Raw genomic sequence first — 12153 nt, forward strand, 5'->3', positions numbered from 1 at the left:
CGGTACGGGACGGCTCAGAGATCAGGGCACTGGTCGCCCGGGTCCACGTTCGGGAATTCGGCCACAACCTTGACCGAACCGTCAGCCTGTACTTCCCCCAGATACATGGTGAGGGGGGCATGATGCTGTTTCGACATTGAAATCTCGCCGCGCGGCCCCTTGAACGAGACTTCGGGGAAGGCTGCCAGGACGGCTTCGGTTTCCGTCGATCCGGCCTTCTCGACAGCGGCCTTGTAAAGATAGACCGCCTCATATTGCGGGGTGGACAGATCGTTCGGGGTCCGCATCTCACCCCCGAATTTCTTTTCCAGAGCCGCGATGAAATCCTTGTTCTCGGGCGTGTCGATTGCGGTCAGGTATGATGCCGAAATAAGAATGCCCACACCATCCGCCCCCATCGCTTTCGCGGTGCCTTCGTCAACCGCCAGATTGGCGTAGGGGATCGAGATACCCGAGGCGCGCAGCTGTTTTGTCAGCGTCACGTTCGGTGTTCCGCCCGCCGTCGAGGTGATGACCGCATCCGCGCCCGCGCTACGCAGGTTCGAAAGGATCGCGGTCCAGTCCGACCCCTCCATCGGCAGGTATTCCTCGCCCACGATCTTGCCGCCCTTATCCTCGATATACTTGCGCGTGAACTCAAGCATGCCCCGCCCGAAGGCATAATCCGAACCGATCAGGAAAAAATTCCTGGCACCATCCGCCATCAGCTTTTCCACAACCGGAGGCACCTGCTGTTCAGGCACCCAGCCGTTGACGAACATATTGGGTGAGCAAGAGCGGCCTTCATAGAATGATGAATAAATGAAGGGCTTTTCCCCCTCTTCCACGATGGGAAGGCCCGCGTTGCGCGCGGCCGAGGTTTCCATCGCGATCAGCACGTCAACGTCGTTCTGGAAGACCAGCGTATTATAGGCGGTTTGCGCCCCTGCCGCGCCCGAGGCGTCATCTGCGACGACAACCTTGACGGGGCGGCCCAGGATCCCGCCGCTGGCATTGATCTGCTCAACGGCAAGCTCGGTGGCCTGAACCACGGCGGGGGCAATAACGCTGTTTGCCCCGGACAGGCCAACGGGCACGCCAATGGTGATCGGCTCGCCTTCCTGGGCAAGGGCGGGGCCGCTGACAAGCGCGGTGGCAAGCAGCAGGCAAAGGCAGGTGGGTTTAGCGTTTTTCATCTTACATTTCCCTGTTGTATCAATTGGTTATGCGCAAGCGATCAGTTGTAAAGATCGGTGCGCCGGTCTTCCCAGACGTTATTGCGTTCACTGACGCGTCGCTGGTTTTCCAGGTCTCCGAACATGACATCGGCGATCAGGATCTCGGGGTTGGTAGGGGATGCAGGACCGGCAAGAGGCCAGCCGCGTGGCCCGACGATCAGGCTGCATCCCAGAAAGGGCTGGCCACGTTCGATGCCCACGCGATCGGCACAGGCGATGGCGACACCGTTCGAATGGGCGGCCGCCTTGTGAAGGATATTGGCCATCGGTTCGGCACCGGCGGGTTGGTCTGGGATGGGAACCCAGTTGGTCGGCACGCAGATCAGTTCGGCACCCGCAGCGACCAGTCCCCGGAAGGTTTCCGGGAACCAGCCATCATAACAGATCGCCACGCCAACCTTGCCATAGACCGTGTCGAATACAGGCAGCCCCAGATCGCCGGACCGGAAAAACAGCTTTTCCTTGTTCCACAGATGCAATTTGCGGAATGTGCCCAGATACCCCTCTGGCCCGCAGAATATCGCCGAGTTGTAGAAGGTATCCCCGGCTTTCTCGCATAGCCCGGCCGCTATGTAGACGCCCAGCTCAGCCGCCAGTGCGATCAGCGCCTGTGATGGGCGTCCTTGGGGAATAGGTGCGGCCAGTTGCTGCAATTCATCGGCTGCCTCAAACACATAGCCGGTGTCCGCCAGTTCGGGCAGGACAAGGATCTTGGCCCCCTTTGCCGCAGCCTCTCTGGCCAGCCGGTCGATGGCGGCCAGATTGACCTCGACCTCGCCAAAGCGGGGTTCGAATTGCAGGCAAGCGACGGCAACCGTTTGCTTCTCTTGGACCTTGTGCGTCAAGGCGCCCTCCAGAAATGAAAAAAGCCCATGGACGCGGGAAAGATCCGCATGCCATGGGCTACCTAGCCTCGATTTCAGTTCGGCAATCCTGCCGACAGAGCAACCTTGCTCGCGGACAACTCTGCCAAGCTCAGTTCAAATGTCAACGAGAAATGGCAATCGACCCAGGTTCGCAAAAGGCAGGGCTATTTTTCGGCAATCGTCAGGCCGATGCTGCGCAGCGTTGCTTCGGCGGCAAGCAAACCTTCGGCGATCGAGGTCAGCGAGGTCCGCCTGGCCGTCGCCTGATCACGTAAAAGACGATAGGCCTCATCATCCGGAATACCGCGCAGCTCGGCCATCAGTTTGACCGCGCGATCAACGAGGCGGCGGCTTTTCATCGTCTCTTCCAGCTTCTGGATCTTGCCTGTCAGCCGCCCCTCATAGCCCCGGCGATAGCGGGCCAGCACGAACTGGGCGAGAATGCCGAACGGCCGCAGCGGCTTTGAAATCACGCCATGGGCGTTCAGATCGGTGATGGCTTGCAGCGCGGTCGGCGTCTCATAGGTCATGATAGCGATGATGGCTGGCGTGCGATCCTGCAGCAGCGCGGGCAGTGCCTCTCCGGGCAGATCGTCGACCTGCACGAATATCGTGTCGGTTTCAGGCGGCAGCGCGGCGGGCAGAGGCCACAGGGCCGTTACCGCGCAGCCAAGTCGCTTGAGATGTTCGGTCAGGACCGCCCTGTCTTCGTCGTGTGGATGCAGGACCAGCACCCTGGCCTGACGCAGATCGTCCAGGAGGCGGCGCGCGGCAGGGCGCCGGCTGCGATCAACTGGTGCGCCCGTCAAACCCAGACCTCATCAAAGCGAGCAGTTGCCAGATAGGGGTCGGGACGGACCGGGCTGTCAGCCTGCCACGCGACGTCGAACAGCCCGTCCCGGCGCATGATGCCGATGCGCGGTGTCAGCCACAGATGCCGGTTTTCCTGATCGACACAAACCGGGCCTTCGGGTGCCAGCAGGTTTTGCCCCAGCAGGTGGGGGGCAAGCGCCGACGGCTCAAGACTGCCCGCGCGTTCAAGTGCATGCGCCAGCAGGTATACCTGCAGATATGCCGTCTGGGACCAAACGCTGGTTGTCGCTTCGGGCCCGAACCTGTCTTTGTAGGCCGCAACGAACAGCTGGTTCTGGTCAGAGGGCAGCGTCTGGAAATAGCTGGCCGACAGCACATGGCCGTGACAGTATTCGGGCCCGATCTCGTTGATTTCGGTTTCGGCCATGGTCAGGCTGGCGATGGGGCGCTGTTGTGTGTCAAAGCCCGCCTCGGCATACATGCGGTACAGTTGACGGGCCGGGCCGCCGATCACGGTACTGAACACTGCATCAGCCTGCCAACTGCGGATATGGCCCATCAGTTCTGCGACCTCGGAGGATGAGGCTTCAAGCGGCGCATAAACCTCGCCCGCGACCTTGGCCCCCTTGCTTTCAAGGATGTCGCGCATGGTGCGGTTTGATTCGCGCGGGAAAATATAGTCCGCCCCGACAAAACCGATGCGCTTGCCGTAACGGCGGATCAGGAAGTCGGCCAGAGCAAAGGCGCATTGGTTCAGCGTGGCGCCCGCATAGATCACGTTTTCCGAATACTCGAACCCCTCATAGACCGAGGGGTAGAACAACAATGCATCATGCCGCTCGACCAGCGGAAGCACCGCCTTGCGCGAGGCCGAATGCGAGCAGCCAAAGATGATCGTGACCCCTTCATCCACGATCAGCTGCCGTGCCATCTGGCGATAGGTCGTCGGGCTTGATTGTGGGTCGCGCAGAACGGGGACAAGGGGCAGGCCGCGCACGCCGCCGCCCTTGTTGATCTCTTCGATGGCCAGGGTCGTGCCGCGCAGATGCTCGCTTTCGGTCAGCGCGCTAAGCCCGCTGCGCGAAAACAGCACACCTATACGCCAGCCCTCAGAGGCGGTGGGAATATGGCTCATGCAGATGGACCTGAATGTCAGATTCCCGGACTTTGCATGCATCAATGCGTAAAAACAATGCCTGAGCGAGAACGACAGCATCGAAGAGCTTCCCGATCAGAAATGGCGGCCCGGCTTTGGGGTCAATACAGGCGCAATGTTTTATTCGCCCGAGGTGACGGATATGCCCAAGGACGGGACGATCATCATCGTGGCTTCGATAACCGCCCGGGACACAAGCTTTACTTTCCGGCCACCGACGCCGGGCCGCAGGCGGTCGTATTGGATATCAGACCTTCCCCGATGCCTTGTCACGCAACGCCAGCGATGCGCGCCAGCCGCGTGCCTGGTCATGGATGAAGCGGGTCAGGCTTTGCACTTTGGAACTGCGGTGCAGGTCCACATGCGTGACCACCCAGATCTGCGTCCGCCATTCCGGTGGGCAGATGCCGGGGAACAGCTCAACCAGCTCGGGCGAGGCGGTCAGCGGGCTGAGAAAGCCGATGCCCAGCCCCTGTTCGACCGCGCGATAGGCCACAGAGCTTTGCGGGGTGCGCAGGACAAACACCTCGTCCGGGACGCGGCTGAACAGCCATTGATAAAATGGCGCGCGGGCGAAACGATCCTCGCCCACGATCAGATGATGCGCGGCCAGATCTGCCAGCGTTTCCGGGCGACCATGCCGGGCGATATAGGACGGCGCCGCGTAAAGCGCATGTGGGTAGTCAAACAGCGGCGTGACCACGCTGTCCTGTGCTGAAGGACGCGGACCGGCCCGCAGCGCCACATGCGCCTCGCCCCGCGACAGCTCAAAGGTGCGCTCATCCGAATCATAGGTGACCTGCACCAGCGGGTGGTCGCACAGGAATCGGCCCAGCATCGGTACGATCAGCGGGTCAAGGCTGGGCACCGCCGTCAGCACCAGCCGTCCTGAGACCTGATTTCGCGCGGTTTCGATCCGCCCCAGCATCTGGGTGAATTGCTCGTCCACCGTGCTGGCGGTTTGCAGCAGCTCCTCGCCCGCTTCGGTCGGTGTATAGCCGCGCGAATGGCGCTGGAACAGCTTGACGCCCAGCTCGGCCTCAAGCGTGTCGATATGCCTGATGACAGAGGAATGATGCATCCCCAGCACCTCGGCTGCGGCACTGACCCGGCCCAAACGCGCCACCTGAGCAGCGGTGCGGATTTCACTCCAGAGGTTCAGGCGCATAGTTCCACTCAGTTTTGCACATCAGTTGTCATTTTTGGCCAGTTTAACGCGGAAATGCAATGTTCATATTGGCTTCATACCGGGGCGAAACACAGCCGCCGCCGGATCCAAGGAGAAGTTGAAATGCTGAATAAACTTGTTATCGCCGCCGTTGCAGCAAGCTTTGCCGTGCCCGCCCTGGCCTCGGAAATCAATCCCGGCCGCCAGATGCAGGCGGACCTGCTGGGACTGGACGCAAGCCAGTTCACCACCAACGAGCTGGCGCAGATTGCCAGCGAAAAACTGGGTGAAGAACGCGCCAGCCGCGCCGCCTTCATCACCGCACAGAAAGGCACGGGCGTCCTTAATCTGGTGTCCGGCAACAATGTGGCGGGGCTCTATACCGTAAGCCGCGCCGGCGACAAATAACGACACCTGTTCCGTTTGTACGCAAAGCGGCCATGCCTTTGGGCATGGCCGTTTCCATTTGTCACAAAGTAGCAGACGCGCGACCTGCCTTTCGCATCGAAGGACCGACCCGCCCGGAACACCAAGACAGGCATTCTTGCAGAAGGCGGGCTCGATCATATTCGCCCCCAAGGGAATCAATGAGTGAGAGTCCAAGCTGTGGGGTTCTGTCAGCGCGGGACTAATGCCGATAGTATCGCAGCAGGCCGAAGCTCCCGGACGACCCGGAAATACCACCCACCAGCCTCAGGCAAAGGCTGCCAACCGTGCAGCCGCAACGTCAGCCAGCACCGAAATTGCAAGCGAGGACGCGTCCCTTGTCGGGCCGAACATGCCGATTGGGGCCTTGATCCGGGCAATATCGGTCTCAGGGATCCCCATACCCCGTAAACGTTCGGCGCGCGCGCGATGGGTCCTCATGCTGCCCAGCGCCCCGATGTAAAAGGCGGGCGACTGCAATGCCCTGTGCAGCACGGGCAGTTCGGCGTCCGGATCATGGTACAGAACGGCAAAGGCCGTATAGGCATCGGCCAGTTCCCCGATGTCATCCGCCACAAGTGAGGGACCCAGCGCCAGAGTGTCATACCCCGCGCAGGCGGCAAGCTGCGCCAGCTTCTGCGCCTCGATCGAGCGACCCGAGATCACCATCCTCGTCACCGGATGATAGACCGAAAGAAAGCCGCCGTTGTCCCATCCCGGCCGTTCTGGCACCGGCGCACAGCGCAACGCCTGCTGTTGCGGATCATAGCACAATGCCGCAGGCCGACGCGCAGCGAGGTTATGAAGGGTATGCTCGATGGCACCGACATCGCGCAGCACATGGATGGCGATGGTAATTCCACCGCCGCAGGGCAGGACAATGTCGAAAAACGGAGACCCCTCGCCAAAGATGGCTGTCCGGTCATGCCCCTCGGCCATGGCAAGCAAAGCCTCGGCCGCGACTGCGGCCTCGACACAGCCGCCCGAGACAAACCCCGCATAGCCACCATCCGCCGCGATGACGACATGCGACCCCAGCCTTCGCGCCGCACTGCCGCGAATGCCGGTCAGGGTCGCAACCGCAACCGGACCCCGGGCAAAGCTTGTCACTGCGAAACGCAACAGCTCTGCCGGATCATCGCTTTCAAGCACCCGGACGGGTGTTGGCAATACGTTAAGAATCTCCGTCCCGTTCAACTCATGCCCCGCGAGAAACTCGGTTGCCTGATCGGGCGACTAACGGCAGGTACCGATGCCCTGCCGTTACGCCACAGCCAGCTTCAGGTTGCGCCGCCCTCCTCCAGACTGAACTTCGACAGTGGCAGGCTGCGCACACGACGCCCGGTCAGGGTCGACACCGCGTTCGCCACAGCTGGCGGCACGCCCGGCACCCCGGGTTCGCCGATACCGCCCATGGGGGCGCCGCTTTCCACGATGCGGACATGGACGCGCGGCATCTGATCCGGCGTCAGGATCGGATAGCCGTCGTAATTGCGCGCCTGTGGAACACCGTCGACATAGACCACCTCTTCCAGCAAGGCAGAGGACAGCCCCAGCGCAACCGCCGAATTCACCTGAGCTTCGATGATTGCCGGGTTGACGATGCTGCCCGGATCAATGGCCACCCAGATGTCATGCACAACGATCTGGCCCTGCTGGATCGACACTTCGGCGATAGTCGCCACCTCACTGCCGAAAGGCGAGGCCATGGCGACACCCCGGGCGCGGCGGCTGCCATCCTCGGCCTCAAAGGGTCCGCGCTTCCAGCCGCCTGCCAGTTCGGCAACCGCTTCAAGCAGGTTTCTGTGACGCGAACTGTCGGCCAGCAGACGGTGGCGCAACTCATAGGGATCATGCCCCCCGACATCGGCCATTTCGTCGAAGAAGGTTTCATAAAAGAAATCATTCATGGAATGCCCGACCGAGCGCCAGAAGCCGATGATCGCCGGATCATCTACATGGATATGCCCGACGCGACGGTTCTTGATCGCATAGACCTTGCCGGCAATCCCCTCGACAGCGGTACTGTCGACCTTGTCCGGATCACGCCCGAACCAGCGGCCAGCCGGTCCCTCGCCCGCGGACACCGCATGTAGCGCGACAGGAAGCCCGTCAGCATCCAGCCCGGCACGAAAGCGGACAGCGGACATGGGACGAAGGGCGTCACGCAAGAACTCTTCCTCGCGGCTCCAGATCAGCTTGATTGGCCGGCCAACAGCTTTCGACAGCAGTATCGCCTGCGGAAAGGGGTTGGCGGTTTCATAAAGAAAATGGCGTCCGAAAAAGCCGCCAAGCAGGGGCGAATGAACAATGACCTGCCCGGGCTCGATGTCAGCCACCTTTGCAGCATGGGCCTGGAACATCTCGGGCGCCTGATTCGGGGCCCAAAGCTCCAGCGTGCCATCTTCGTTCCAGCGCACCAGCGCCGAGGGCGGTTCCAGCTGACCATGCGCCAGATAGGGCGCGTCATAGCTGGCCTCGACCACCTTCGCAGCACCGGCAAGTGCGGCGGAAACGTCCCCTTCCTCTTCAAAAGCGATGCCGTCGCCGGGCGCGGCCTTCAGCGCAGCCAGATGTGCCTCGGTCGAGAAATCGGCCGGCATGGCACGGGAAACATCGGGTGCCGGCTCGGTCCAGGTCACCTGCAACGCCTCGACCGCCATCCGGGCCCGCCACCAGCTGTTGGCAACCACCGCGACCGCGCCGGGCAGCCGGTGAACCGAATGGACGCCCGGCATACCGGCTACCTCGGCTTCGTTTTGTAAGCTGTCCGGCTCGCCCCCCAGATGCGGGCTGTGCTGCACGGCGGCATACAGCATCCCATCGACCTTAAGGTCGATGGAATATTGCGCCTTGCCTGTCGATTTGTCATGCGCATCCAGCCGCCCGACCGGTTTTCCGATCCAGCGAAAGTCGGCGCTGTCACGCAAAGCGACCTCTTCGGGCACCGGCAACCCGGCAGCCGCGTCCACCAGTTCACCATAGGGAATGCTGCGCCCCGACTTTGCATGCAGCACACGCCCCGGCTCTGTCGACAGTTCGGCAACCGGCACATCAAGCTGCGTCGCCGCGGCCTGCATCAGCATCATGCGGGCCGCGGCACCCAGCTTGCGCATGGCATCATAGCTCATACGGACCGACATGCTGCCGCCGGTAAAGCGTGCACCGCCGATCAGCAGATAGTCAGGACCCGGAGGCGCACCCTCAACGGTAAAGTTGGCCGGATCAACGTCCAGTTCCTCACCCACGATCTGCGCCATGGCGGTAAAGATCCCCTGCCCGCCTTCGATGAAGGCGCTGCGGAACAGCACGGTGCTGTCAGGACGAATTTCGATAAAGGCGGATACGCGTGTACCCGGCACAACAGCCTGCGCCGCCTGCGCACGGGCACACCCCGCCGGCACGACCACCCCCAGTGCCAGCGCCCCTAATGAAGCGCCGATGAAACCACGACGCGACAGTTTGAACGGTTTGCCGATCTCGCGGGACTTGATGAACATGTCATTCATTTTTCTGCCCCATTACGCCTGAGCCGCATCACGCACAGCGGCGATTATGGCGTTATAGGTGCCACAACGGCACAGGTTGACCATTGCCGACGCAATGTCCTCATCTCCGGGCTGGGGTGTTTCCTTAAGCAGCGCCGTCGCAGCCATCACCTGTCCCGACTGACAATAACCACATTGCGGGACCTGATGGGCGACCCAGGCTTGCACCACCTTCTGGCCGATCGGGTCCTCTTCGATGGCTTCGATCGTCGTGATCTGTGCCCCCACCACGCTGTCCACCGTGGTCACACAGGACCGGGTGGCGACTCCGTCAACCAAGACAGTGCAGGCTCCGCATTGCGCAACTCCGCAGCCGTATTTGGTTCCGGTCATACCCAGTTCATCGCGCAGCACCCAAAGCAGCGGGGTTTCGGGTTCGATATCAATTTGGTGCTTGGTGCCGTTGATTGTCAGATCCATGGGTAGCTCCTCAGCCTGAAAGTGGTACGGGGGGATGCCCGTCGCTGCCATCAGTTTCACTCCGGCCCGGCTTCCAGAGGTCAGGCCGCCCGGCTACGGGCTACTGGAATACGGTCAGCCTATCACGGATAAGGACAGCACAACAGGCCGCCCCGGTCTATAGGGGGCATCTCACATTCTCATGAATGATCGGGATACATCTTCGTCCAGCGTGATGGTGGGACAGAGTTGTCCTCCGGTCCCATTGGATCATTCCACACAACCAATTGATTTTAAAATAATTCATAGCCTCTCCGCATGAAAATGAAGCGATGGCGGGTGCGATGTTCCTGGCACACCGACGAGCAGATGGCGCATCTGAAGCCCAGCTTTCCCAAGTCCCATGGCAAACCCCGCGTCGATGACCTGTGTGTTCCGAGCGGAAAATCGCATGGTTTCTGGCCTCTGCGGTGACAACGAAATCATCGCGCGCCACGCTTTCGGGGAACTTGTCGAACGGCGGGTTGGTCAGGATCAGATCGGCCGGATCGAATTTCTTGGCGTCAGAGGTCAGCACATCAATTGGGTCGATCGGCTGGTCAATGCCATGCAGCAGCAAATTCATCGTATTCAGCCGGTGCGTGCCGGTAATCAGTTCCGCGCCCTGGTACTTTCCATTTCGCTGGGCAAAGGTGACGTCCTTGGAAACGGTCGTTAGGTCGTCGGTGTCGCGCATGATGGCGCGGTGGGCGGCAATCAGAAAGCCTCCGGTACCCGCCGCGGGGTCTTGGATGACCTCGCCAACCTTGGGCTTCATCAAGTGGATGATGGCTGCGATCAACGGACGCGGGGTGAAATACTGACCCGCCTTAGACTTTCGCTCAGACGTGGTGCGTTCCAGTAAGCCCTCGTAGAGATCGCCCAAACCGTCTTCTTCGGCTGCATATCAGTCGAACGTGTCGATGGTGGTGATTAGGCTGGTCATGGCGAGAGCCTCTGGCAATCGAAGTCTTGTATGACGCTCACGGGCCCGGTAGTGAATGCCGCTTTCGGCAGCCTGTAATTTGGCACTCACCTGATGGCGCACCGGACCGCATTGCATGAAGATGATCGGGTGATGCCCGTCTTTTCGGGCGATGGTTGCCGATGAGAACGGGCACGGCACTGTCGACGTAGTCTACGACCAATACGTCCTTCAGGGCCGCTTCCAACGCCCTCGACCTGGCCTCATGTTCTTCCAGCAGACGCAGTCCGGCGGGCACCACTTCGCAGGCCGAGCTATGCGGCCGGCCTGCGGCTGATCGCTGATAAATTTGGCGAAATGTTCTCCAATCTTCGCCGACAAGTCGGCGCAGACCCAGGCTGCATGGGCCGGTTGGCACCGCTGACGGGCGCTGACGATGGATGGGTAAAAGGTCGGGTGGCTTCAGGGCAGGTCAGGGTGCTTGATCCGTTGCCATCTTTCGCCGTCGAACCGAAAGATGTCCTTGCTGGCCACCGCCCGGATCACGTCACCGAAAGCTTGCACAAAAAACGGCCTACCCAGTGCATATCCCGGGTTGCTGTCGAGGCGGTTGAGTTTGGGCAGGCGTGGCTCGAACCGGCTGACCGCGTTCGATTGCAGGTCAAGCTGGCATCAGCAGGCTGGCACGCCAAGGCGTGAACCCGTGAAACAGGTTCAGGCGGATCGGCATTGACCGGGTTGAAGCCGCGCGCATGACTGCCATGCAGCAGCACCCCCTCGCGGCCACAAACCCAGACGCTGTCGGGGCTTTCGACATGGATCCCGGTCAGGGCGGCTTCCTCGACAGGAACCTTCAGTTCCTCAAGGGTCTCGCCGTCCCAGTAGCACAGGACAGGTTTCGTCCCCGGACCGACTTCGCCGCAGATATAGATCGCATCCTCGGACAGGCCAGCGATGTCATGGAAGACGATGTTGCGGGACGCGGGGTTGAGGGCAGATGCCTCGATCATTTCCCACCACTCGTCTGACATGTATGTCGGTTCGGGTGTCGGTCGCTGCGTTTTATTGGCCTCTCGGTCCAACAACAGGGCCTCCGTAAGCATTCGCCAGTTGTCGCGACCCTCCCGAACATAAATTTGCTCCCCGGTTCCTATGACGTAAAGGTGCAGGCCGATCTGCTTCAGCGTCGGCACCTGTCCGTAAAACTTCGATCCCGGATTACTTGTGCCAGCCCCTTCGATCCTTTCCTGATGCCGGTCCGGGCGCGACAGATAGGCGATGTCGCCCTCGGCTCCGAGCAACGCGAAGAAGCGCGGCCGATCCGGAGAAACTTCTGGTTCTTCGATCACCGCGATATCCTGAACGCTCAGGGGGAAATCATTGACGGACCATTGTTCGTCGGGCTGGCTTCTGTGTTCATACTGAAACACGCGCGCGGCGGGCTGATAGATGGCCTCGTCATTATCTTCGTCAAGCACTGCCGAGATCATCAGCGTACCGGCAGAGGATGCAGCAGCACGGGTAAACATGATCGTGGGCATTTGATGCATCAAAGCTGCTGACCGACCTTGCGGATCGGAACAGGCCGCCTGAGGC

10 protein-coding genes and 2 pseudogenes are annotated in these 12153 nt (G+C 61.1%); 1 reads left to right on the forward strand and 11 read right to left on the reverse strand.

What is annotated here, in order from left to right; genetic code table 11:
• Positions 1-14 precede the first annotated feature (14 nt).
• The 5 genes from PARACOCCUSGL_RS0107295 to PARACOCCUSGL_RS0107315 form a co-directional block, all read right to left on the reverse strand.
• A complete protein-coding gene (locus PARACOCCUSGL_RS0107295) occupies positions 15-1175 on the reverse strand; it encodes a substrate-binding protein (protein WP_010394740.1) in 1161 nt (386 codons plus the stop codon).
• A gap of 41 nt (positions 1176-1216) precedes the next feature.
• Complete coding sequence (locus PARACOCCUSGL_RS0107300; protein ID WP_010394742.1) at positions 1217-2062, reverse strand: nitrilase family protein; 846 nt, start codon at positions 2060-2062, stop codon at positions 1217-1219.
• Between the two features lie 185 nt (positions 2063-2247).
• Positions 2248-2892, reverse strand: coding sequence for an ANTAR domain-containing response regulator (locus PARACOCCUSGL_RS0107305; protein ID WP_010394743.1), 645 nt, complete (start codon positions 2890-2892; stop codon positions 2248-2250).
• The gene (locus tag PARACOCCUSGL_RS0107310; protein ID WP_010394746.1) at positions 2889-4031 is read right to left on the reverse strand and encodes a transporter substrate-binding domain-containing protein; all 1143 of its coding nucleotides are present in this window, start codon (positions 4029-4031) and stop codon (positions 2889-2891) included. Before PARACOCCUSGL_RS0107310 ends, PARACOCCUSGL_RS0107305 begins: the two co-directional genes overlap by 4 nt.
• A 268-nt stretch (positions 4032-4299) precedes the next feature.
• Entirely contained in the window at positions 4300-5220 is a 921-nt protein-coding gene (locus PARACOCCUSGL_RS0107315; protein ID WP_010394748.1) for a LysR family transcriptional regulator, read from the reverse strand.
• A 123-nt stretch (positions 5221-5343) separates the two neighbouring features.
• Here PARACOCCUSGL_RS0107315 and PARACOCCUSGL_RS0107320 point away from each other — a divergent pair, with 123 nt between their 5' ends.
• The gene (locus tag PARACOCCUSGL_RS0107320; RefSeq protein ID WP_010394750.1) at positions 5344-5628 is read left to right on the forward strand and encodes a hypothetical protein; all 285 of its coding nucleotides are present in this window, start codon (positions 5344-5346) and stop codon (positions 5626-5628) included.
• Between the two features lie 285 nt (positions 5629-5913).
• On the opposite strand, the gene PARACOCCUSGL_RS0107325 is transcribed toward PARACOCCUSGL_RS0107320, so the two are convergent.
• The 6 genes and pseudogenes from PARACOCCUSGL_RS0107325 to PARACOCCUSGL_RS21995 form a co-directional block, all read right to left on the reverse strand.
• Positions 5914-6816 (reverse strand): XdhC family protein, encoded by a 903-nt coding sequence (locus PARACOCCUSGL_RS0107325; protein WP_010394751.1) that lies wholly within the window; start codon positions 6814-6816, stop codon positions 5914-5916.
• Between the two features lie 110 nt (positions 6817-6926).
• Entirely contained in the window at positions 6927-9155 is a 2229-nt protein-coding gene (locus tag PARACOCCUSGL_RS0107330; protein ID WP_029371736.1) for a xanthine dehydrogenase family protein molybdopterin-binding subunit, read from the reverse strand.
• 12 nt (positions 9156-9167) lie between these two features.
• A complete protein-coding gene (locus tag PARACOCCUSGL_RS0107335) occupies positions 9168-9614 on the reverse strand; it encodes a (2Fe-2S)-binding protein (protein WP_010394754.1) in 447 nt (148 codons plus the stop codon).
• 484 nt (positions 9615-10098) lie between these two features.
• A pseudogene (locus tag PARACOCCUSGL_RS21420) lies at positions 10099-10518 on the reverse strand (class I SAM-dependent DNA methyltransferase); the annotation flags it as partial.
• 97 nt (positions 10519-10615) lie between these two features.
• On the reverse strand, positions 10616-10975 hold the full coding sequence (locus PARACOCCUSGL_RS22390; protein WP_083825823.1) for a type II toxin-antitoxin system ParD family antitoxin: 360 nt from the start codon (positions 10973-10975) through the stop codon (positions 10616-10618).
• Positions 10976-11099: 124 nt separating this feature from the next.
• Positions 11100-12153, reverse strand: a pseudogene (locus PARACOCCUSGL_RS21995) (hypothetical protein); the annotation flags it as partial.

The organism is Paracoccus sp. TRP, assembly GCF_000185925.1.
GTDB classification, from domain to species: domain Bacteria; phylum Pseudomonadota; class Alphaproteobacteria; order Rhodobacterales; family Rhodobacteraceae; genus Paracoccus; species Paracoccus kondratievae.